The organism is Hafnia sp. (genome assembly GCF_036648275.1).
Taxonomy (GTDB): Bacteria; Pseudomonadota; Gammaproteobacteria; order Enterobacterales; family Enterobacteriaceae; genus Hafnia; species Hafnia alvei.
On the sequence record NZ_JAVXIQ010000004.1, the window covers coordinates 58,125 to 81,167 of the forward strand.

Here is a 23,043-nt window from a genome sequence, read left to right on the forward strand (position 1 = left end):
TCTTTTTATTGCTAGGGCAGCGAGGTTTTGTATGGCGGATTCAATTCGTGTTGGGCTGATCGGTTATGGCTTTGCCGGTAAAACGTTCCATGCACCGTTGATTGCTGGCACGCCGGGGCTAACATTAGCGGCGGTTTCAAGCAGCGATGCCGAGAAAGTGCGCGCTGATTGGCCGGGAATGACGGTGGTGGGTGAGCCAGGGCAGCTTTTTACCGATCCCAATATTGATATGGTGGTTATCCCAACGCCGAACATTACGCATTATCCTCTCGCAAAGCAGGCGCTGCTAGCGGGTAAACATGTGGTGGTGGATAAGCCTTTCACGGTAAATCTACAAGAAGCACGCGAGTTAGACATGCTGGCTAAGCAGCAAAAACGGTTGTTGTCGGTGTTTCATAATCGTCGTTGGGACAGCGATTTTCTCACGGTAAAAACCTTACTGGCGGAAGGCGCGCTGGGTGATGTGGTGCAGTTTGAATCCCACTACGATCGTTTTCGTCTGGAAGTGCGTGACCGCTGGCGTGAAAAAGCGGGCGCGGGCAGTGGGATCTGGTTTGATCTTGGCTCACACTTGCTCGATCAAGCTTTACAGCTGTTTGGCAAACCTCAAAGCCTGTTAGCGGATTTGGCTGCGATGCGGCCAAACTCGCAGACCACGGACTATTTCCACGCCATTCTGTATTACTCCGATAAACGCGTTATTTTGCACGGCAGCATGGTAACGGCCGCTGAAACGCCACGTTATGTGGTCCATGGTACGAAAGGCAGCTACATCAAGCATGGATTAGATCCGCAAGAAGATCGTTTGAAGGCCGGTGAACGCCCACCGCAGGCGGATTGGGGCTATGACATGCGTGATGGCGTGTTAACGCTGGTGCAAGACGACATTATGGTTGAGCAGTCGTTGCTGACTATTCCGGGTAACTACCCGGCGTATTATGCCGGTATTCGCGATGCGATTAACGGTGACGGCGATAATCCAGTGTCCGCTTGCGAGGCGATTACCGTGATGGAACTGCTAGAGCTGGGGCAAGGCTCTTCGCTACAGCAAAGAGCCTTGCCGTTACCTGTTTAGTGCAGCTCCGTTATCTCTGTGCTGATACCTGTTCGTTGATGTAACGGCGAGTAGTCTCAGATAAGCCTTCTTTCGTATATTTATAGAATCACAGAAAGAAGGCTTTGTTTTTTTATTCGACCCTATGTAAATGCACTTTTTTTGGTAAGGGATGTTGAGTTATGTCTTGGCTGCAACGTTTGCGGATTGATAAGTTTTTACTGGTTCTGATTTGTGTGGTGATTCTGGCGTCGTTGTTCCCTTGTGAAGGGATCTACAAAAAGGTCTTTGAGCATCTCACCACGGCGGCGATTGCGTTGCTGTTCTTTATGCACGGTGCCAAGCTTTCACGTGAAGCCATCGTTTCAGGTATGGGCCATTGGAAGCTGCATTTGGTTGTCTTTCTCAGTACGTTTGCGCTTTTCCCTCTGCTAGGATTAGCGCTCAACGTAGTGGTGCCTAATCTTTTGAGCCCTGCGCTCTACCTTGGTTTCCTCTATTTATGTGCATTGCCTGCGACGGTTCAGTCGGCGATTGCGTATACCTCGATGGCGGGGGGAAACGTTGCGGCCGCTATTTGTAGCGCATCGGCATCCAGCATTCTCGGCGTATTCCTTTCGCCACTGCTGGTGGGGCTGTTGATGCAGACGCAGGGGGGCGAAACCGATACGCTGCACGCGATTGGCTCGATTATCCTGCAACTGATGGTTCCGTTTGTGGTGGGGCATTTGTCTCGCCCACTGATTGCCAAATGGGTCGATCGTCATCGCAAGCTGATTAATATCACTGACCGGTCTTCGATTTTATTGGTGGTCTATACCGCATTCAGCGAGGCCGTTATCGAAGGTATCTGGCACCAGATTGATGTGTGGTCGCTGCTGTCTATCGTTGTCTTCTCCACCGTGTTGCTAGCCATTGTGTTGGTTATCAATACCTTTGCGGCTCGTTGGCTAGGGTTTAATACCGCGGATGAAATTACCATTGTGTTCTGTGGCTCTAAAAAGAGTTTGGCAAACGGCATTCCGATGGCAAACGTACTTTTCCCTGCCACAGCGGTGGGCATGATGGTTCTGCCGTTGATGATTTTCCACCAAATCCAGCTGATGGTATGCGCGGTATTAGCGCAAAGATATGTCAATCGGGGGAAAAAGGTGGCCGAGGAGAAGGAGAAGGAATAGGGTGTGATTATGTCGGAGTTGTGTGAGGTTACGTCCGCCTAAAACACCGAGTCCTACATATACATCGTGCAGGCGTCCGTGTTAGGGGGGCCAATCGTGAACTGCACCCCAAAAGTTAGACGCCATCTCCGCTCCGGTTTGGTATCGCCCGTCCAGGGCGCCCCAAACTCTGCCGGTACATCCTTGTACCGGCGGCTCTCTCAGCCAAGACTTAAACAATCAATAAGACAAGATTATATTTTGTCTTATTCGTGTTAGATGAAATGCATTTTAGAGCCGCCAGCAGGGACGCTGGTGGCAGGTCGAGGGCGTGCAGGATGTACGCTCCGAGACCGGTCGGCCAAACGGCTCAGTCAAAAGCGCGAGAGTGTAGAGGTTGCGCGCTGGCAACCTCTACTCGGACGCCTACGTCAGCCGTTTCATAGAAACGTATTTGTTGATTGGCGGACGAAAACCTTCACCGTCCTAATATGAAGGTTTCAGATGAAGGCGACGTCGCGTGCGCAGGCTTAATGTAGCGCGCTAGCGCCTTAAGTATACCTGCGGTTCCCCGCACTCAGGATGCGGCATAACGCCCAAATCGGCATGATACCAACGGGTTAGCGTTTCACCGTTTAAGACTTCTTGTGGTGTGCCTTGTGCCACCAACTGGCCTTGATGCAGCAGCAGAATTCTATCGGCATACAGCGCGGCCAAATTCAAATCGTGCAGAATACAACAAACGCCAAGCGGTTCGCTGCGGGTAAGCGATTTCAGCAGTCTCAGCGTTTGCTGTTGATGATAGAGATCGAGCGCCGAGGTGGGTTCATCTAAGAACAGCCAACGCGGTTGCGGCTCGGGCTGCCAAAGTTGGGCTAACACACGGGCCAGTTGAACGCGCTGCTGTTCGCCGCCGGAAAGGGCACGGTAATCACGGTCGGCTAATACATCGCAGCCGGTTTGTGCCATCACATGTTCAACCGCACGCTGATTGTGCTCGCCTTCGCGTCCTTGGTTTGGATAGGGGGAACGGCCCATCGCAACCACTTCTCGCACGCTAAAAGCAAAAGCGAGATCGCTATGTTGACGCATAACGGCGCGGGTGCGCGCTAACTGGCGCGGGCTCCATTCTGCCAACGGCTGACCCTGTAATTCACAGTGGCCTTCGCTCGGTGGCAAAAAACCGGTCAGCAAGCGCATCAGCGTCGATTTGCCTGCGCCGTTAGGGCCGATAATCGCCACCATTTCACCGCTCTGTAAAGAGAGCGAAACCTGCTTGATCAGCCGACGCTGACCCAGATGGTAACTGATGTTGTGCGCCTGTAGCGCTGCGGGGGTAAGACGGATTTCAGATTGCTTATCCAACGTTAAACTCCTTTTGACGTAGAATCAGCCATAAAAAGTAAGGACCGCCGATCAAGCTGGTCAGCATGCCAACGGGCATTTCTGCGGGTGACACCAGCGTACGCGCCAGCGTGTCTGCGGTTAATAATAAACAGGCTCCGCCCAACGCCGAGCAGGGAAGCAACCAGCGATGATCGGCACCTAAACGCATACGTACCAAGTGGGGGATCACCAAGCCGATAAAACCAATCACGCCGCTGACCGCCACGGCTGCGCCCACTAAGACCGCGCTCAGTAGCAGAAGCTGGCGCTTGGTTTTAGGTACGTTAATTCCTAGATAATGAGCTTCTTCATCGCCAAGCTGTAAAAGATTCAGGCGGCGCGCCATCAGCAAGGCGGCAATGCTGGCTGGGAGGATCAACGAGGAGGCCGCGAGCAGCGTTCCCCATTGCGCTTGTCCTAAACTGCCCATGCTCCAGAGAGAGAACTGACGCAGTTGCTGGTCGTTGCTGATGTAGCTAAGAACGCCTACCAAGGCGAAGCACAGTGCGTTAATAGCGATACCGGCTAACAATAAGCGAGACAGCGAACCGTGTCCGCCACGACTGAGGCCGTAAATGAGCAGGGAAATAAATAGGCTGCCACCAAAGGCCGCCAGCATATGGCTATAAAGTGCCAATGTAGGCGCCAGCGTCATTGGCATCACAATCACTAGGGCAACGCACAATGATGCACCGCTGCTGATACCTAATAAGGTTGGATCGGCGAGCGGATTGCGAAACAGGCCTTGCATGATGGCACCGGACACCGCCAGCGCAATGCCGACTACCGTGGCGAGTAATACGCGCGGCAGACGAATATTCAGCCAAACCTGCCACATCGCATCATCTAGCGGTGTTTCCCACAGAGTATGAAATGAAAGGCGTAGGGCACCTAAATTGGCGGAGCCTAAACCCAGCGCCAGCAACAGGACGATGAGTACGCTGAATGCAATGCGTGGCGATGCTTTTGTCATCTCTGTGCTCGCTCCGCCGCTTCACGCAGCGCCGCTAGTGCAGCCGGTGTTTCTAAGCTAAATCCAAGCAGCGCCATATCGTCAACCACCAGAATCTGCTTGTTTTTAGCCGCAGGGGTTAATGCCATACCCGGCAACGCCCAAACTTTATCCACGGTGCCCAAGGTTTTGAAACCATCGCGGGTGATCAGAACGAGGTCTGGCGCACTGGCCACGACGCCTTCTTGTGATAGTGGGCGATAGCGTGAGAAACCTTGCATCGCGTTTTGCGCGCCGCTGGCCTTGATGATCGCATCAGCGGCGGTGTCTTGACCTGCGGCCATTGGTGTCATTCCGCCGTGGCTAAGGATAAACAGTACCTTAGTTTTGAGTGGGGTACGCGGAACGGCTGCCAGCTGTTGTTCATACTTTTGCGTGACCGCTGCGCCTTGTTTTTCTAGATTAAGCGCGCTGGCGACCTGCTGAATTTTGTGCGGTACGTTGTCGAGTGAGGCTTCGCCGCTGACGGGAACGACTTTCACACCAACATCTGCGATTTGGCGCAGCACCAAAGAGGGTTCAGCCAGTTCGCTAGCTAACACCATGGTTGGTTTTAGGGAAAGAATGCCTTCAGCATTGAGCTGGCGCATATAGCCAACGTCAGGCAGATTTTTGGCAGCGGGAAGGGTACTTGTTGTATCTCTGGCAACCAGACGATCGCCTGCGCCCAGCGCATAAACAATTTCGGTGACGTCACCGCCGACGCTAACGATGCGGTCGGCTGCGACGGCGTTCAGAGAGAATACAACCATCAGCGGTGCAGAAAGCACCGCCGCAAAGCGGCGGGCTAATGTCATGCGGCAACTCCATTCAGACGTGGCAGGCCATCAATCTGGGTGCGCCACTGTTCTTGTTCCGGCTGGCCTTCGGTACGTTGGCCGAACAGTTGGGCGATCTGCGTGCCATCTTCGGCAAACAGTTCCAGACTGGTAACAAAACCGTCTTTGGTTGGTTTACGGGTGATCCAGCTTTCAGCAATCGCGGTTTCGATTAAGTGCAGCGTGAAGCGGGAGTTAAAGATATTGATCCATTCGTGGTGTGGAACCACACGTTCGATTTTGCCGGTGAAAATCTGTACACAGCCACGGTTACCGACGAAAACCATAATCTCGTTTTGGTCCGCTTTGGCGGTGTTCAGAAGGTGGGTCAGCGCACTGTTATCCACGCGATATGCGAGGTCGTCACCGACGGCGGCAAAAGCCTGCTGGCGAGACAAATTGTGACGTCCCAACAGTTGGAAGAATTGGTGAACGTCGGTCATGGCGCGCCATTCAGCGTCGATAACCTGATTATCCACGTTGCTATTTTTGGCTTCGGAGGATGCTGGAGCGATCGTTAACGCAGGTTTTTCGTCGCTGACAAAACGGCCAATCAGATCGTTCCAAGCAGCAATGTCGGTATTCGGTGTGGTGTAGACTTTATGCAGCGCATCGCCCTGAGCATCAAAGAACTGGATGCAGTGGCGCTCGCCGTTGCGGCTCTCTTCGGTCAGCGTAAAGGCACTGGTCCAATGCTGTAAGAATAAGCGCAGATCGATGCTGCCCGGATTGAGGATCAAACCTGCATGGCCGTGCAGATGCTGGTTTTCGTAGCTGCCCAGTTGTTCGTGAACGGCATATTCGTTACGCGTAATCGCTTTAACTTCGCCCACGGCTTCAAGCGCTGCCAGTAAGGTGCGAGCATCCGCATTTAAGCGACGTGCATCATGACCCACGCGGGCATGGGTAAGTTCAGCTTCGCTCACGTTCAGGATCGCAGCCAGATCGCGGGCATATTTTCCACTGTTCTGCTCTTTGGCAGTCAGGTATTGCTCATATAGTGCAGGTTTCATCTTCTCTTCCTTTATAGGGATAGGGTGCTTAAATAAATCAATCAAACGGGTAGTGCCTATTTTATATGTGCTAAACCTCCCCCAAACTGGGGGAGGTTTTTATCGCTGCGATGCGCTCATTACCACTGATAGCTAACCAGCACCTTGCCGTTGATGCCGTCCTGAATCACGCCTTGTGATGTGTAATATTCTTTGTCGAAGGCGTTGCCCAGCACGACGCTGGTGGTCATACCGTTGAACGAATCTTTGCCTTTGTAGCTAACGTAGAAATCATTCACGCCATAGCCAGCCTGTGGTGCCGTACCGGCGTTAACCTGATTGTTACGATCGGCGAAGGTGCCGACCCAGCCCACTGAGAAACCAGTATTGCTGATAGGTACATTCAGCTGGCTGGTGACGGTGTCTGGGTTGATGTTGTCGAGCCATTCGCCGGTTTTCTGATCTTTACCGCGAGTACGGTTGTAGGCCAGATTCCAACCGAACCAATCGGTTTGATATTCCAAGGCGGCATCCCAACCCCAGATTTTGGCGCGGTCGATGTTGGTTGAGGTGGTGCTACAGTCGATACAACCAAATCCACCGTTGACGAAGCCCATATCCATGGTGACTTGCGTTTTGATGTAGTCTTTGGCTTTGGTGCCGAAGTAGCTGGATTTGAATTTCAGGGAGTCATTCGCCATCAGCACGTCATCAAAGCGCAGACCGAAACCGACTTCTTGGGTTTCATTAGTTTCTGGCTTCAGATTCGGGTTTGGCTTCCAGTAGTTCGCCATGCCTGGGCCCATCTGGAAGTGCAAGGAGTCGTTATACATCTCGCCCATGGTTGGGGCGCGGAACGCCTGCGCATAGCTACCAAATACCATCAGCCAATCAGTCGGGTTAATGGTCATGGCCGCACGGGATGACCATTTGTCAGCGTTGACGTCATCGTAGCCGTCGCTGCTGCCTTTGTAGTTGTCGTAACGCGTACCGGCAACGATATCGACAGGCAGATCGCGCAGGGTGATTTCATCCTGTAACCAGCCAGATGCAAATTTGATGTCAGCCTGTGGGAAACCGGTGGTCGCGCCGCCTGGGGTTTGTTTTTGCTTGTACGCTTCGGTGCCGTAAGTCAGCAGGTGAGACGCAAAGCTGTCAGCAAATAAACGGCTGCGGTTTTCTAATTTTGCACCGTTGGTAGTTTGCTTACGTTTTTCATAAGACGTGCCGGTTGGGCTGGCGTTGATTTTGACTTCAGAGGTATAGCCGGTCAGCTTAGCATCAAGCCAATCTTGTCCAACTGGTTTTAAGCTGTAGCTCGCCTGCGCATCACGCTGAATGGTGGAGCGGTCGGTCATCACGTTACCGGTGCCCGCGTCTTCAGTCTGCGGGTTTTTAGGCTCGCGTGCGGCGTTGTTGTAGTAACGCAGATCGCCAGACAATGATTGGTTTTCATCGATGGTCCACGTGCCTTTGGTCAGCACGTTGCTGATGGTTTCATCGTTAGGAGAATCAAAACCGTTGCTCATGCGCAGATTACCGCGATCGCGGGTGCTAAATGAGATGATGCCGTCTAAGTCATCGGTTTTACCGTAGGCGCTGGCGCCCATGCCTAAGCTATGATCCTGTGTGCCAGCGGTGCCAAACACGCGGTAACCGGTGTTTTTGCCCGGCATCAGTAGGTCTGCGGCATCGACGGTTTCATAAGAGATCACGCCGCCCAATGCGCCGCTGCCATACAGCATTGCGCCAGGGCCACGAACCACTTCAACGCGTTTGATCAATGCGGGATCCAGGAACGTCCCGTTCAAGTGGCCCGTGTCAGTGCCTTGGCGTACGCCATCGACCAGAACCAAAACGCCACGGCGATCGTAGCCGCGCATGCTGATGTCTTGTCCGTTTGCACGGCTACCACCGGAAATCGTCACGCCAGGAATATGGCGCAGCATGTCGGGTGCCGAGCTGGCGGTCAGGGTTTCAGGATCGTTGTTTTCGAGAACGGATACCATCATAGGTGCTTCGAAGCTATCGCGTTCGTTACCCGTGGCGGTGACGGTCATCGTGTTTTGCTGTTTGCTGTCTTTGCCACCGGCTGGGGTATTTCCCGTGTAGGCAATTTCTTGCGATGTCGATCCTGAAGTTGTATCAACCAAGGCTTCAGCATGCGCAAAGAGCGGTAGGGCGCAAGCAACGGCAATGCTTAAGCGAGAAGGGCTAAAGGTTGAACGAGCCAGCCTGGCGCGGGTGGAACAAGACATGGGGCAACACTCCGTATGTACGAAAACATAGCATCAGGGTTGCTGGCTGCCTTGCCTCGAGAGGCTGGGTGGCTGGCAAAGTTAATGTTTAAATTAAAATGAAAGATGTACTGATTATTTGGTCAGGATCAGCTTGCCTGATTTTGTTTGGCGCAGTTGGTACTGTTCTCCTTGATGCTGAATAATGACTTTTCCTTCATCACCTAGGAGTGTGTGGCTATCGATCACTGCCGCAGCCGAGGTAAAAAACGTGGGGCTTTGGTGGGTCGATAAACTCAACAGGTCAACAGATTGAGGATCAATATTCGGCTTTTCCATGTGCGCTCTTTCTTACGAAAAGTAAGTGAATGTTAATTGTTATCACAATGAGAATCATTATCATGAAATGTGCATGGCACGGCAAGATAATTTTTCAAAAAATGTGAACCTTTTTACGGTTTGAGCATCGGGTCAACCAGCGCGAAGGTTTTCCCGTATGAAATTTCGTCATCGATGAATTTTTGAATCATTAATGCCACATCTGCACGGCGAATTAAACCGTGGGCTTCGCCTTGAATACACTGCGCATTTCCGGTTGAGTCACCGTTGAAAAGTCCACCTGGGCGTAAAATACAGTAACGAAGTTGGCTGGTTTGCAGCCAGCTTTCAGCCAGCGATTTCTCGCGCACGGCTTGGCCAAAGGCTTTCTTCGCGCGTTCTGACAGCGTCGGCCAGCTGTCACCACAGCCGATAGAGGTGACTAAGATCATATGCGTGAGGCCGCAATGTTCAGCGGTGTCGATGATGAGGCGATTACCTTGATAATCACCTTCACGGCCACCAAGAGTTGAAACGATGCGGGCATGTTCCCCGGCTAAACGACAAACCTGTTCGACCTTTTCCGCATTGAGGGCATCGCCTTCAATAACCTGTACGCCTTTGTCGCGTAATGCCTGCGCTTGCTCAGGATTTCTCACCAGTGCAAAAAGCGGGCGCTGCTCTCGCAGGCCCAAGGTGACTAATTCTGCTCCAACGCCGCTACCAGCACCAAAAATTAACCAAGATGTCATGCGGTAGTCTCCTGTTTAGCGGCCATTTTGCTCGGTAAAGCGCGGAAAGCGGCTAACTGCTCGGCGAGCAGTACGCGATGGCTATCACGGCCGACAAAAATTTTCATCATGGCGCGACCCGCGGCATTAATGAACCAAACGGAAGCCGTATCCATGCCCATAAACTGGCGTTCTACCAGTGCGATTTGCACGCAGTGGGTGGCGCGAATATGGCCGCTCAGGCCTTTTTTACCGCGCAGGTTAAAGAAGCCGTGGCGGTGCGTTCCGCTTGGTAATTCACCTTGGAATTCAAGGATCAGATCTTCGTTATTCACCAGCGTAGTGACATCGCCCCACTGGGTAATATCATCCCAAACCGTATCAAACTGTGCGCCATCAAAAACCTGCGCGGTGGGAATTAAGCGGATAACGTCCAGAGGCGTTACGTCATAGCGCTTGGCGATATCTTCGACCGTTCCGTCTGGATTAGTGCTCAGAAAAGCGATCAGGTCGTGCTGCTGTGCGGAAGAAGTATGGCTCATGGTGTTGGCTCCAGTTGAATAGGTTGAGTTAGCTGTGTTTCTAGTAGTTGTGGAACGAGCGTTTGTAGCGCCTGCATGATATTGCTCGCCCAAAAACGGCCAGCCGGTGTGAGGCGAAAACGAGAACCGTTGACGGTCATCAGCCCGCATGTTTGCCACTGTTGCAACAACGGCTCCAGCGGAGAAGGGTTGGCAAGAACGCGCGCCAGATCGAAATATCCCACTTCGATACCGCCCTGCAAGGTGAGCCGCCAGCGATACTGATCGCTACGCGAGGTCATCATCATGATCGGTTTGCGACCTTCATCCAATTTTTGGTAATAGCGCTCAAGGCTACGTTCCATCATGTATGACTGGCCGTTTAAGTTACCGCCTGCGCAGCTACCAAAGGCTAGGCAGTCTGCACCTTGTTTGATCAGCAGGTTATACAGATTACGTTCACGCGTGGTGCGAGCCCAATGACTATTGCTGAGCTGGCGCCAGCCTTCGTCGGCTAAGAATGCTTCGCCTGTCAGATAAAAATCCCTGCGCTGGGTAACATCGGGTAGGGTGACGCGTTTGTTCTCGACGGCTTTGCCGAGCGGAGTAGATGGTAAAAGATTGAGGGCGTAGAGATCGACGCCGTCTAAAGGCAAATCGCTGACGATATCAAGGTCGGTTTGCCAATCCTGCATGGTTTGGTCGGGTAAACCAAACATCAAATCGCATACCACGGCAGCACGATCGCGCTCGGCCAACTGACGCATGAAAGCAACGGCCTCTTCGCGGGTTGCGCGACGGCCCATACGCTGACGGATGCGCGTATTAAAGGTTTGAATGCCGATTGAGAAACGGTTAGCACCCGCTTCTAGGCACGCATCGACGCGCTCATCGTCAAAATTAAGAATGCGGCCTTCAACCGTAATTTCGCAGTCTGGCGCTAGCGGCAGCAGGCGTTTTAACGCGCTGATAATTCGATGCAGTTGAACGGCGGACAGCGCGGTCGGTGTGCCACCGCCAAAATAAACGGCGTGAATTGGCGATGATTGATGCAGCGGGCTGGATGCCTCCATCTCGATCTCGCGCACTAAGTAGTCGCAGTACTCTTCGGTTGCTTCTGCTTCCAGTTTGTTTTGATAAAAACCGCAGAATTTGCAGTGCGTAGCGCAAAAAGGGATGTGTAGATAGAGCAGACGCTTGTTTCCGCTAACGCGACTGTTAAGAATGCTTTGCCAGTGTTGGTCAACGCTTTCTGGGGCGACTGGCTTTTGGTTTCGCCACGGCATAGTTGCCCATCGGTCACGGAAAGGGATGCCTTCTTCCGCGGCGAAATAGGGCGCTAGATCCAAATTCATGCGCAAATTTCCTTGGTGACTTTTTGATAAAGGCCAACATTAAATGATAATCATAATCATTTAATCAACAAGGAAATTACGATTGGATGATCTGAATCAAAACGAAATGATAATTAATACAAATAAATGGCTAAAAATAAGCCGACTCGAAGGTCGGCTTTTTATATCGGTATGAGACTACAATCGTGCGCTTACCGCATCGGCAAGTAGCTCAAGCAGGGTTTCGGTATCCTTCCAGCTTAGGCACGGATCGGTAATAGATTGGCCGTAGGTCAACGCTTGTCCCGGAATGTTTTTCTGTGTGCCTTCAACCAAGAAGCTTTCGGCCATGATCCCCACAATTGCATTGGAACCATCACGTATTTGTTGCCCAACATTGGCCGCAACATCAAGCTGGCGCCGATGCATTTTCTGGCAATTGCCGTGGCTGAAGTCGATAACCAGATGCTCAGGCAAATCAAACTCACGCAGGCTGTCGCAGGCGCTGGCGATATCGTCGGCATGATAGTTTGGCGTTTTACCCCCGCGCATGATGATATGACCGTAAGGATTACCGCTGGTTTGGTATATCGTCATCTGACCATGCTTATCGGGTGATAAGAACATGTGGCTAGAGCGTGCAGCACGAATGGCGTCAATTGCGATGCGCGTATTGCCATCGGTGCCATTTTTAAAGCCTACTGGGCAGGAAAGTGCAGACGCCATTTCACGATGAATTTGGCTTTCCGTGGTGCGTGCCCCGATAGCACCCCAACTGATCAGGTCGGCGATATATTGACCGGTCACCATATCTAAAAACTCGGTTGCCGTTGGCACGCCCAGTTCGTTCACTTTCAACAAAAGTTGGCGCGCTAAGCGGATACCGTGGTTAACCCGATATGAACCGTTGAGATCGGGATCGGAGATCAGTCCTTTCCAACCAATAACGGTGCGCGGTTTTTCAAAGTAGGTGCGCATGACAATTTCCAAGCGATTTTGGTATTTGTCACGCATGGTGGCTAAGCGCTGAGCATAGTCAACGGCAGCATCAGTATCATGGATAGAGCAGGGACCAACGATAACCAGCAGGCGTTTATCATCACCACTCAGAATTCTTTCGATTCGCTTACGTGACGCCGTCACGTTTTCTGCAACCGTCGATCCAACAGGCAGTTGTTGCGCCAGTTCTTCAGGCGTAACAAGGGTGTCGATGCGCGCGGTTCGCAATTCATCGGTCTTATGCATAACCATCTCTAAATCTGTTCTTCGCTACGGCAGGAGTACCGGGAAGTGATGACGATCACAATAAAGCAATTGACGGACAAATCAAGAGTGTGTTGTTCGTTTTATGTACAAATAACGTACTTTTTTACTAGTACATGTGTACATGGTGATGTGCATCATGTCTGAGTGTCTATTTTATCGACAAAAACACGCCGTAATGTTCTGCTGAAAGTATGACTTCTTTGCGGATTACGACCACGATAAAAGCGTTTCATTCGTCACCAGCATGAACTTCAACGCGCCGAGGATAAATGTCCAACAAGGTATTCTATTATTAGAGGTTGTTGGCAGTTTGCGCTGCAATGAGTACCGGCTTCAGGACATGTGTCCTGTCTTTAGTCAATGAGAGGAAATATAGTTATCACCATGAAAACCGAGAATAAAAACAATCAGTGGTTGAGCGTTATTGAGTTGGTGACAAGCGACAAAACGCTTTACTCGTTGCTGAAGTATTGTCCTCTGGAAATTTTGCGCTGCTGGCAATTAAGCCAATTTTCTGCGGGTGAGTTAGTTTGTCGGCAAGGAGATATTTGTGGAGAGTTTCATCTAATCGTACAGGGCGAGGTGGATGTATTTACCACCGCTGATGATGGCCGCAAATATTCACAGGCTCGGTATAACAAAGGCGATATGTTGGGCGAATTAGAAATATTTGAGCAACGTCCTTATATCTGTTCTGTAGAAGCGATAGGCAATGTGACTTTGCTAACGTTAACTCGAGAGGCGTTTTGTTGCTGGCTGACGTTAGATAACTATTTTAATCAAAAAATCTTGCAGTTATTTAGTCGCCAGTACTATCAGCTGTCTAAAAAGGCCGGCGAGGATACGCTTTATTCGTTACATCAACGTATTTGTTTAGATTTACTACAACGGTTCCAACACCAGGGATCCGATAGCAGCAAATGGATGCTATTTAATAAACAACAGCTGAGCGAACAATTTGCGGTTGCACCACGCAGCATCAACCGCATTTTGTTTGAACTCCGCGAGAAAAATATTATTGCGATTAACGGTGAGCAACTTCAGGTTATCGATCCTCAACGCTTACTAAAACAGTCAGAACAATAACGAGTGACTCATAGGGATATATTATGACTCAGCGGCAACCCCATATTCAGTTAAGCCAAAGTATGACGCAGGCGCGTTATGCATTATTGCCTGGCGATCCAAAGCGCGTAGAACACGCAGCGCAATTTTTAGAGAATGTCGAGGAGTTGGGCTGCCATCGAGAATACCGCGCGTTGCGTGGATGGTTTCGTGGAGTGGAAGTGTTGGTGATGTCAACCGGTATGGGCGGGCCTTCGACGGCGATTGCCGCTGAGGAACTCAACCAAATCGGTGTGACAAATTTAATTCGTATCGGAAGCTGTGGCGCGATGCAAGACCATATGCGTCTGGGTGATTTAGTTATCGCTCACGCGGCGGTGCGCGATGAAGGCACCAGTGATGCCTATGTTAAAGCCGCGTATCCCGCTTGCGCAGATGTTAGCTTGGTTAATACGTTGGTTCAGCAGGCCAAGCGGTTGGAATACACAGCCCACTGCGGCTATGTTCGTAGCCATGATAGTTTTTATACCGATCATGAGCAGGAAATAGACCATTATTGGTCAAATAAAGGTATCTTAGCCGCTGATATGGAAACCGCTGCGCTTATGGTTGTTGGCGCGCTACGCCATATGCGAACGGCATCGATCCTGAATGTGGTTGTCGAGCATAATGCCTGCCTTACTGAAGGGATTAATGACTACCAGCAACAAGAAAAATCAGCACAGCAAGGTGAATCTCGCGAGATCCTTCTTGCGTTAGAAACTGTGTATCAAGATAGTCTCGAAGGGAGGCAATAATGGATTTTTTTAGTATCACAAATGTGATGGTTAATATCCCGCTGGGCGAGGGTGGCTACGCGCTCTCATGGATTGAAGCCATCGGTACCATATTTGGTTTGCTATGCATCTGGTTTGCTAGTAAAGAAAAAATTATTAACTATTTATTTGGGTTAATTAACGTTACGTTATTTGCCGCAATTTTTTTCCAAATTCAGCTATACGCAAGCTTATTACTTCAGGTTTTCTTCTTTGCCGCCAATCTCTATGGCTGGTACGCATGGAGCCGTCAGAACGAAGCTAATGAAGCCGCATTAAAAATACGCTGGCTTCCACGCAATAAAGCCATAATGCTGGCGTTAGTATGCATCGTAGCTATTGCATTGATGACATTCTTTATCGATCCGGTATTTGCGGTACTGACGCGTATTGCAATAAGCGTGATGCAATTCTTAGGTCTTTCCGTTGTGATGCCAGAGCTTCAGCCGGATGCATTCCCGCTTTGGGATTCCGCGATGCTGATCCTCTCTATTGCTGCAATGGTATTGATGACGCGGAAATACGTTGAGAACTGGTTGCTGTGGGTGCTCATCGACGTGATTAGCGTGGTGATTTACGCCATCCAAGGCGTCTACGCGATGTCGCTGGAATACATTTTACTGACTGCTATTGCCATCATGGGGTCAGTGGCTTGGATTAAGAGCGCCAAAGCACATGGCTCTGCGCCATTGAGCTCGTAGGCGACTTAATTGAATTAACTAAAGTTAATCTTAGTGAAAAGGCTCTATGGTAATAGGGCCTTTTTTGTTTTCTATATAATGTATATCTGTTTTTATTTTATCAATTGTATTTTAAGTAGTTCTCTTGTGTCCATTAAAATTAGCCCAAGCATGTTTTTTCCTGAACCGTCACCTCCGTCAGCCCAGTAAGCGTCGTTTGATGTATGTTCTACTAAATGAGCATCATTTGTCGCTAACAATAGTTTTCCTATTTCTTTGTTTTGACTGAATTTGTTAAAAACAGCAACACGCATGACATCATCTTTGATACTTTCCCAGTCATCACGAAGCTTATTTCTCCTATCTCGTCCGATTTTCGCTACCTCCATAGGAGATTGTGTTTGTAGAATAGATAGCCTCACCGTTTGATCTAAGAATTTAGCTGCCTGAAAATAATGTTCTACCGTTGGCCAAAAATGATCACTTAATGTAAATCCATAAGGAGAAAAATTAGAAAGATAGCCGTAGCTATCATTGTTACGATAAAATTTTATCAGACTCATATAATTCTTGGAACTCCAGGTTTTCTATCGTTGATAGATTTTCCTGCGATAATAAGAAACATACACTTGTCTATTTTTTTTACAATCTCATTAAGATAGTCACTATTCATTTCTTCATTTTCAGTTTTTATAGCATTAGATGCTAATAAAATTTCTCTTAGTAATGTCTTAAAAATAAAATCCTCATTTTTCAACGTAATCGTCATGTCCTCCAAGAACAGAGTTAATTTTTCAAAAGCAGTTTCATCAATTTTTTTTCCAAAATTAAAGGATATACAGAATCAGTAGTTTGCTGTTTTAGCAAATGTAGTAATTCAGTTTGAGCATTCATTTACTTACCTATAATTGCAGTGTTTGGAATACTTAGATGTATGGTTACTTCTTGATGGAAATGAAACAATGACATGCCAGTCTATCTGCTAATACTGCTTGTTAGTTTTTATAGAATTCATAGCACCTTTAATCATTCATAATACTACATGTATTTACTTTGATTCTCTTGTGTGTTTTTAATCAAAATCGATCAGCTAAAGATAATTGAGATATTAGCACTTATATATAATAAACCCTGATATGTTATCTGAGGTTGATAAGTTTTTTTTAATTGCACTATCAAATAATTGGAGGAGATTATCATTTTTATAACAAATGTATGGCGTGATTTTCTCATCTATTACATCAAGTATTATCGCCCAGTCATCTAACGTGGATATTTCGCTGGATAAAATTCTTTGTAATATTCTAATTTTATAATTGCCTTCAATAAAAATATGCTTATCAAACTCTGGATACAAACATACATATTCACATTCTTTATATTGCTTGGGGAAAATGGAATTGATATATTTCGGCGCATCCCCAATGCTAAACCTGACACCTTTCCATAAGTATTCTTTCGGTTCTTTACTGAAAAATTCCCCAGCCCATTCTATTTGAATTTCTTCAATGTCTGTGAGTTGCAAAAAGATATCTTTTTGTAAAACAAAAATAAACATAAATTCCATTACTTTTTACCTCCGATTGGAAATCGTGTTGCACTAAGTCTCATCCATTTATCACTAACATACTGAAAAATATGCTGATGAGGATTAACATGATGATGAGGAGTACCATGATCGCCCCAATGTACTTCGCTCCACGGAACAGGTTTACCATCTGCAGATGGCCATGTATTTTCTGGAAACTCGGCGCTTTGCCTATAAATGGTACCATCTTTAGAACTTGTTTTCCCACCTAACACTGTATGTGATCTTCCTTCTGCATCTGGGTGAGGTAAAGGAATATCTTGACCGTTAACGCGGTGTTTATCTAAAGGGATTGGATTTCCATCTGCATCTTTAGGTATATATACATCAGGGATATCTGGTTCGCCATTTTGGGCTGTTCTATTCTCTGAACCAGTTGAGTTTTGCTCAAATAGGCCTAATGGATCAATGGAGCTAATTGGATTAGCCGCTACATACAAATAAAAATTCAACCCAGCCGCCAACTTCAGCGGATCCTGCGTCAAATACCGCTTCATGGTTGGGTCGTAATAGCGGTTTAGATTGTAAAAGAGCCCAGTTTCCCTGTCGTGATACTGTCCGGCAAAGCGTAGGGGATTGTCAATGCCGGCGCCGTTGTTAGCCTCGGTTTTTATGCTGCCGAAGGCGAGGTAGCTGCTTTTCCACACCGCTTGCCCGTGGGCGTCGGTCAAGCAGTGCGGTGTGCCGAGGTGATCGTTTTGATACCAGTATATTTCCGGCTTTTGTCTAACTGGTAGGCTACGGTCGGTGTGGCGGTGCTCTTGATAATAGTCGTATTCGAAGCTGTGATGACGGGTCATCGCCAACGGTTCGAAGCTGTTGGGGCGATAAATATAGTTGTGGTAGTTTTCGCGGTCGCCTTCCATTTGCGTGGCTAATCGATGGCCGCGCCAGATGAACAGGGTGGTGATGTTGTTAACGGTTTTACTTAGGCGCCGATTGAACGCGTCATAGGTATAGCGGGCGACTTTGCCATCGGGCATCTCGGCTTTGATTAATCGATGCTGGCAGTCGTAGTTAAAGTGCTTAACCAGCAACAGCCCCGCGTGTTTTTCCACGCTTTCGCTGATGAGATTACCAAACCGGTCATACTCGAAACGTTTTCCGCTGTAGTGAGCCAAGCGGTTGCCCGGCGCCACATTTTGCGCATCGGTGCGAAACGCGCCATACACGGGGTTTCCTGCTGCATCCCAGCGGAACGTTTCTGAGTTGTAGCCGTCAGGCTCGCCATTGGGGGCGTCAACCGCGCTGAGCCGGCTTAGCGAGTCATACTGGTAGTGTCGTGCTTCGTTTCCCGCCGTTTCTTGCAGATTGCCCTGCGAAGCGTAGCGATAACGCTGTTCCCAAAGGGCGACGTTAGGCTGTTCGCTGCGGTAGATTTTATGCAGATTACGCTGCCCGCGCGGGCTGTAGCCATAGCGGTTGACCAAACCGTTGCCTTGGTGGTATTCATTCAGGCGCTGCTGCGGGTTATAACGGAAATTCGCCAACGGTTGCTGATTGAGCGTGATCTCCGCCAGGTGTTGGTTCTGATAGTGATATTCCAGCCACTGAAAATCGGGCAACTGGGTGCCAACCAGCCTGCCGCATTCATCATAACGATAGCGCTGTGTATGACCATTTTGGTGCTCGGCGCTGAGTCGGCCAACGGTGTTATATTCGTAATAAAGCAGCGTAGCGCCTTCTTCTACGCTAACTAACTGGCCTTGTGGGTTGTACTGGTAAGTGACCGTATGCCCATCGGGCAGGGTTTTGAGCAACAATCTCCCTTTTGGATCGCGCTGGTAGGCGGTGATAAATGGCGGTTCATTATGCTGATTGCCGAACTCTTGTTTTTCAATCAGATGGCCGTTGGCATCGTGCTGATAGGTAGTTTTAAGGTTATCAAAGCCAATTTCTTCGCATAGCCTACCGTCGGCATCGTAGCGCAACTGATAATGCTCGCCTTTGGCATTGGTGATCTCACTGACCTGCAAATGCACGTTGTCGTAACGATAGGCGAGGGTATCGCCATTCGGTAGGATTTTGCGGGTGAGTAGGTGCAGCGGAGCGGCATATTCATAACGCGTTTCATGGCCTTGCTCATCGATAAAGCGAGTGACTTTGCCATAGGCGTTATATTCATAGCGCTGCGGTTTTTCATCGTCCTGCTGGCAGAACACCATTCTGCCTAGCGCATCGTATTGATAGCAGTTGACTGCGCCTACATCGCTACGGATCGTTTCAGGATGGCTATTGAGGCCAGAGTAGGTGTATGCACGTTGGCTGCCCGAATGAGATTCAGCCACCATACGGCCCAGTGCGTCATAGCTGTATTGCTGAGTTTGTCCGTCAGGTTCAGTGACGGTGGCCACTTTGCCCTGCGAGTAATAGGTAAAGGTTGTGGTTAGACCGCTAGGGTCGGTGGCTTTCAGCACGTCACCTTGCGGGTTGCGCTCACAACGCCATACCTGCTGATGCGGAGGTGCACCGCGTCTCTCTTCGAACAAATGACCCGCTAGCCAGCGGTATTGGGTCATGACTTGGCCGGGTTCAGCTTTGGTAACAAGTTGGCCGTTATCGTTGTAGAAGTAGCGCGTGACCTGACCCAATCCATCGGTGTAACCGACGCACAACCCAGTGCCATTGTATTGCCAGCGCTGCTCAATACCCGCTGCGCTTTTGCTGTATATCAGACGAGCGCCGTCATTATGCTGGTATACCTGCTGGCTACCGTCCATGCGCGTCACGGTGACCTGCTGTTGCTCGGGACTCCAACGGTAGCGGTTGTTGAGTTGACCAAAATTACCAAACTGGCGTATGCAACGCAGATGGTCATCTACCTGCGCCCATTCCCAATTAAACTCAGCGCCACCTGCTAGCCGGCGCTGGGTGATGACATGATCGTCACGATAGCAATAGTGTTCGCGTTCGCCTAAGGCATTAGTGGCCGCAATGAGCTCGCCAGTGGAATTGTACTCATAGCGCATCAAGGTGCGGAATGTGTTCCAGACTTGCTGGAGCCTATCCTTTTGCTGCAAATGCACGGCGGTGATCTGCGCTGCCGTTGAGGATGAATATTCGAAGCTAAGGCGTGCTTGCGCGGTATCAGACAGTGAAATCAGTCGATTCTGTTTATCGTAGAACAGGGTTAACGTGTTGCCATAGGCATCGCTGATGCCGATAAGTTTGGCGTGGTCGCCTTCGCGATAAAACTGATACTGCCCTTGCCCGTTAGCGAAGGTTAGGGTGTAGCCATTGGCGATGATATTGCCATTCAATCTGGCGATGGAAAGATTAGCCGCGCCGGCAACGTTGACGACTAACGGGGCATCAGGATGAGGCAATGGGAAAGTGGTGGTACGATGCTCATCGTCGTGCCAAATGACTTTTTCACCTTCAAAGGTGAGTGAATGAGAGAGGCTATGACGCCAGCCAAAGCCTAAATCATGGGCGCTGTTTGCCGCACTGCTGCGATAGCAACGCTTCCAGGTAAAGGGCAACCAGCCTGGAAGTGTACCGTCGGCGAGCGTCAATAACTCTTCGCCGCTCATCATGGAAACCGGATCGCCGTCGGTGGCGGTATCTCCGCTACCCTGTGAGCGATGGCCATCAGGTCCGATACCACCGTCACCGCCGAGCGGGACTTTTTCCTCGATCTCGATTTGATGCGTGCTGGCGTAATCACGATTAAGTGACACATTGTTCAGGCGTTCAGGGCTTTGCACGCTGTGCCCGGTCGCTTTTAAGTGACTCGCAGCACTGAGTTTTTTTATCTCATCGAGATGTTTGCTTTCTTCGACGGCTTGTTTCATTACCTTCAGCAGGTCTTTGACGTCACTCATTACCTTGCTGCCGGCACCAATTCCTTTTGCCACGAGACGTTCCTTCTTATCACTTAGTTTTAATTGTAAACATTGGCGTAATTATCTGAGAGTGCTGGCGCTAAGCGATGACGCCGCTAGCGGTATCGAGCACATCCAATAGCTGGGTGGCTAATCCACCGGGCAGGGCCAAATACAACGCACTCATCACCAGCATTTGGCCAAAGGCTTCGCCAAGCGCATTGGTGATTTGCTGTGGTGTTAACAGTGAGATATAGCAATAGAGGGTGTTTACGAGGATATAGAGCATAATTTCGTCACTTAGCAGCGTGAGCGTATCGGCAATCTCTTTACCACCGGCTTCAAATTTAGCCTTGAACTGTTCAAGACCCTCAGCGGAGAAATATTTTCCAAGCTCGGTGAGATTACACTCACTCACCCAGCTCCAGACCTTTTTCAACGTGTCGTACAGGGTTTTTAGCTGACCGAAGATGCCTGTGATGACGTGACTCATCACTTCAACGCTATCAATTTTCCCGTCATTTTTGGCAAATTTGGCCCATTCAGCTTGCAATGAGGTTGTCCACTGCGTTGTTAGCCATGTAATGCATTTATCAACAAAGCCCTGATAGGCAGTGACCAGTGAGCTTCGTAGGCTATCCGGGATGTCAGGGGATACGGCTAAAACGTAGTAATAGCCTGCTTCGCAGGCTGGAATGGTGACGGTTGCTTTGCCTTGCTCGTCAAATTGACCAGAGCTGATGACGTCTCCGCCCTGCAGATTGGCATTGTGCCAGTCGGTAAAACCCGTGGTGGATATATCTTGAATCAAGGAGCCGCGAAGCCGATAGGGCGTAATCGTGTCATTCTCGTTGTAAATTCCTTTATGTTTGAAAAGCTTGAAGGGCGAGTTAGGAATAGGGATAAATTTGACCGACTCGAATGCATGCGTGAGGGTAATGGTTTTTTCCACGTCCTTAGAGCATTGCGTAAAGAGCGGTAGGCCTTTGTTGTCTACGCTGCCAGTGGCTAACGTCATGTCACCAGACTTAACCTGCTGATCCATATTCAGCAGGCTGCCCCAGAAACGATCTTTGTTATTGGCGATATAGCTTTGAACCGTTCTGCCCATATCAGTCATAACCTTGAGATAGTTAGTCTCAGCATCGGCGATTATTTTAGCCGGATCAGGCCTGTACATTTTGCAGGCTGCCATGGACTTCCATGGGTATACATCACAGGATGCCTCAAAATCATCTGACATCGTTTTATCCCTTTTCTAGTTCAGTGATGATACGTTGAATAAAATCAGCACGTTGGCGACGTTCTGGCGTGAGCAGTTGATTCAAACGTTGGCGCAGCACTGGTTCTGCCCAGCGTGCATAAATCATGGGATGCTCTTCGCCCAGCATTTGTAGAAGATTATTGACCTGTGGTTCGGGATTTTTGGCGGCCATTTTTTCGATCAGTTCTGGCGGAATATGCCACCACGGAGAAGTGGGAATACCGGCGTCACTGTCGATTGAGCAGGTGAAAGTCTTTCCATCCACCCAGTAGTCTGAGAATGCGGAGAGAACGGTATGCCATTTATCACCGATGAATTCGAGATGCTGCTTAAAATAGCGGCCGTCCCAGTAGCGGAAAAACACAGCTTGCCCATTGGGCATGAACACCTGTGTTAACCCCGCAAGATGTTGGGTGATCACAGACTCGGGAAGCGGAGAGCGTGCGAGCCAACCCCATGCAGGCGTGGCATGCTCTTCTACCCAGGTTAAAAAGGGGCTGTAGGGTGATAGCTCAACCAGCATTGGCATAACTGGATACCAGTTAGCATAAGGCGTGTCGGCATAAAGGCCCTGTGGGGTGTGTTTCCCATCCAGCGCGTAATAGGCCTTGAGAGCCGCGCCACCATTGGTGCTGGCTAAAATGGCATAGAGCCGAGCGCCGCTGGCTTCGGTATTTTTTATCCAATGCGGAACACTAACCACGTCTTTTTCGGATGAACGATCGGTATTCATTTACCAGCAGCCTCCTGGTTTTAGCATATCGTCAATAGACGGTGGTTTATTACCCGAATTACCAAATCCGCCACTAGAACCACCACCGGCACCAGAGTTGCCAGAGCTTCCAAAGCAGCCATCAGGGCCGGAGTTATGCTTGTCGGTGCCGGTTCCGCCGGTTCCACCAGTTCCGCCAGTTCCGCCAGTTCCACCAGTTCCACCAGTTCCACCAGTTCCACCAGTTCCACCAGTTCCACCAGTTCCAC

22 protein-coding genes are annotated in these 23,043 nt (G+C 49.6%); 5 read left to right on the forward strand and 17 right to left on the reverse strand.

The annotated features are described in order from the left end of the window. Positions 1-31: 31 nt before the first annotated feature. A complete protein-coding gene (locus tag RSC70_RS05525) occupies positions 32-1,075 on the forward strand; it encodes an oxidoreductase (RefSeq protein ID WP_332541950.1) in 1,044 nt (347 codons plus the stop codon). A gap of 161 nt (positions 1,076-1,236) precedes the next feature. Next, positions 1,237-2,232 carry a bile acid:sodium symporter family protein gene (locus RSC70_RS05530; RefSeq protein WP_234619357.1) on the forward strand — a complete coding sequence of 332 codons (996 nt, stop codon included), beginning with the start codon at positions 1,237-1,239 and terminating at the stop codon, positions 2,230-2,232. A 522-nt stretch (positions 2,233-2,754) separates the two neighbouring features. Here RSC70_RS05530 and RSC70_RS05535 read toward each other — a convergent pair. From RSC70_RS05535 to RSC70_RS05580, 10 genes are all read right to left on the reverse strand, one after another. After that, the gene (locus RSC70_RS05535) at positions 2,755-3,576 is read right to left on the reverse strand and encodes a heme ABC transporter ATP-binding protein (RefSeq protein ID WP_332541954.1); all 822 of its coding nucleotides are present in this window, start codon (positions 3,574-3,576) and stop codon (positions 2,755-2,757) included. After that, positions 3,569-4,570: a FecCD family ABC transporter permease gene (locus tag RSC70_RS05540; protein WP_332541956.1), complete on the reverse strand. Its 1,002-nt coding sequence runs from the start codon at positions 4,568-4,570 to the stop codon at positions 3,569-3,571. Before RSC70_RS05540 ends, RSC70_RS05535 begins: the two co-directional genes overlap by 8 nt. After that, complete coding sequence (locus RSC70_RS05545; RefSeq protein WP_043493150.1) at positions 4,567-5,406, reverse strand: heme/hemin ABC transporter substrate-binding protein; 840 nt, start codon at positions 5,404-5,406, stop codon at positions 4,567-4,569. The genes RSC70_RS05540 and RSC70_RS05545 overlap by 4 nt, the downstream gene beginning before the upstream one ends. Beyond that, entirely contained in the window at positions 5,403-6,440 is a 1,038-nt protein-coding gene (locus tag RSC70_RS05550; protein WP_332541958.1) for a hemin-degrading factor, read from the reverse strand. The genes RSC70_RS05545 and RSC70_RS05550 overlap by 4 nt, the downstream gene beginning before the upstream one ends. Positions 6,441-6,559: 119 nt before the next feature. Beyond that, a complete protein-coding gene (locus RSC70_RS05555) occupies positions 6,560-8,677 on the reverse strand; it encodes a TonB-dependent hemoglobin/transferrin/lactoferrin family receptor (RefSeq protein WP_052439890.1) in 2,118 nt (705 codons plus the stop codon). Between the two features lie 114 nt (positions 8,678-8,791). Further along, positions 8,792-8,995, reverse strand: a complete 204-nt coding sequence (hemP, locus tag RSC70_RS05560) for a hemin uptake protein HemP (protein WP_025801288.1) — start codon at positions 8,993-8,995, stop codon at positions 8,792-8,794. Positions 8,996-9,108: 113 nt separating this feature from the next. Further along, positions 9,109-9,726 (reverse strand): SDR family oxidoreductase, encoded by a 618-nt coding sequence (locus RSC70_RS05565; RefSeq protein ID WP_332541961.1) that lies wholly within the window; start codon positions 9,724-9,726, stop codon positions 9,109-9,111. Continuing rightward, positions 9,723-10,247 carry a heme utilization cystosolic carrier protein HutX gene (gene hutX, locus RSC70_RS05570; RefSeq protein ID WP_332541962.1) on the reverse strand — a complete coding sequence of 175 codons (525 nt, stop codon included), beginning with the start codon at positions 10,245-10,247 and terminating at the stop codon, positions 9,723-9,725. Before hutX ends, RSC70_RS05565 begins: the two co-directional genes overlap by 4 nt. After that, on the reverse strand, positions 10,244-11,581 hold the full coding sequence (hutW, locus tag RSC70_RS05575) for a heme anaerobic degradation radical SAM methyltransferase ChuW/HutW (RefSeq protein ID WP_332541963.1): 1,338 nt from the start codon (positions 11,579-11,581) through the stop codon (positions 10,244-10,246). The genes hutX and hutW overlap by 4 nt, the downstream gene beginning before the upstream one ends. 177 nt (positions 11,582-11,758) lie before the next feature. Continuing rightward, a complete protein-coding gene (locus RSC70_RS05580) occupies positions 11,759-12,805 on the reverse strand; it encodes a 3-deoxy-7-phosphoheptulonate synthase (protein ID WP_282814280.1) in 1,047 nt (348 codons plus the stop codon). A 405-nt stretch (positions 12,806-13,210) separates the two neighbouring features. On the opposite strand from RSC70_RS05580, the gene RSC70_RS05585 reads away from it, so the two are divergent. From RSC70_RS05585 to pnuC, 3 genes are read left to right on the forward strand one after another with little or no spacing between them, the layout of a single operon-like run. Beyond that, positions 13,211-13,912 (forward strand): Crp/Fnr family transcriptional regulator, encoded by a 702-nt coding sequence (locus RSC70_RS05585; protein WP_282814279.1) that lies wholly within the window; start codon positions 13,211-13,213, stop codon positions 13,910-13,912. A gap of 23 nt (positions 13,913-13,935) precedes the next feature. Continuing rightward, positions 13,936-14,688 (forward strand): nucleoside phosphorylase, encoded by a 753-nt coding sequence (locus RSC70_RS05590; RefSeq protein WP_282807018.1) that lies wholly within the window; start codon positions 13,936-13,938, stop codon positions 14,686-14,688. Beyond that, a complete protein-coding gene (gene pnuC, locus RSC70_RS05595) occupies positions 14,688-15,407 on the forward strand; it encodes a nicotinamide riboside transporter PnuC (RefSeq protein WP_332541966.1) in 720 nt (239 codons plus the stop codon). Before RSC70_RS05590 ends, pnuC begins: the two co-directional genes overlap by 1 nt. A gap of 92 nt (positions 15,408-15,499) precedes the next feature. On the opposite strand, the gene RSC70_RS05600 is transcribed toward pnuC, so the two are convergent. The 7 genes from RSC70_RS05600 to RSC70_RS05630 form a co-directional block, all read right to left on the reverse strand. After that, positions 15,500-15,949: an NADAR family protein gene (locus RSC70_RS05600; protein WP_332541967.1), complete on the reverse strand. Its 450-nt coding sequence runs from the start codon at positions 15,947-15,949 to the stop codon at positions 15,500-15,502. Next, a complete protein-coding gene (locus tag RSC70_RS05605; RefSeq protein WP_332541968.1) occupies positions 15,946-16,155 on the reverse strand; it encodes a hypothetical protein in 210 nt (69 codons plus the stop codon). The genes RSC70_RS05600 and RSC70_RS05605 overlap by 4 nt, the downstream gene beginning before the upstream one ends. A 339-nt stretch (positions 16,156-16,494) precedes the next feature. Continuing rightward, a complete protein-coding gene (locus RSC70_RS05610) occupies positions 16,495-16,953 on the reverse strand; it encodes a hypothetical protein (RefSeq protein ID WP_332541970.1) in 459 nt (152 codons plus the stop codon). Continuing rightward, positions 16,953-20,831, reverse strand: a complete 3,879-nt coding sequence (locus RSC70_RS05615; RefSeq protein ID WP_332541971.1) for an RHS repeat-associated core domain-containing protein — start codon at positions 20,829-20,831, stop codon at positions 16,953-16,955. Before RSC70_RS05615 ends, RSC70_RS05610 begins: the two co-directional genes overlap by 1 nt. Positions 20,832-20,898: 67 nt before the next feature. Beyond that, positions 20,899-22,041, reverse strand: a complete 1,143-nt coding sequence (locus tag RSC70_RS05620) for a hypothetical protein (RefSeq protein ID WP_332541973.1) — start codon at positions 22,039-22,041, stop codon at positions 20,899-20,901. 4 nt (positions 22,042-22,045) lie between these two features. Then, the gene (locus RSC70_RS05625; protein WP_332541974.1) at positions 22,046-22,795 is read right to left on the reverse strand and encodes a DUF4123 domain-containing protein; all 750 of its coding nucleotides are present in this window, start codon (positions 22,793-22,795) and stop codon (positions 22,046-22,048) included. A 20-nt stretch (positions 22,796-22,815) separates the two neighbouring features. Then, on the reverse strand, positions 22,816-23,043 hold a 228-nt coding region (locus RSC70_RS05630; protein ID WP_332541976.1), incomplete at its 5' end, for a hypothetical protein.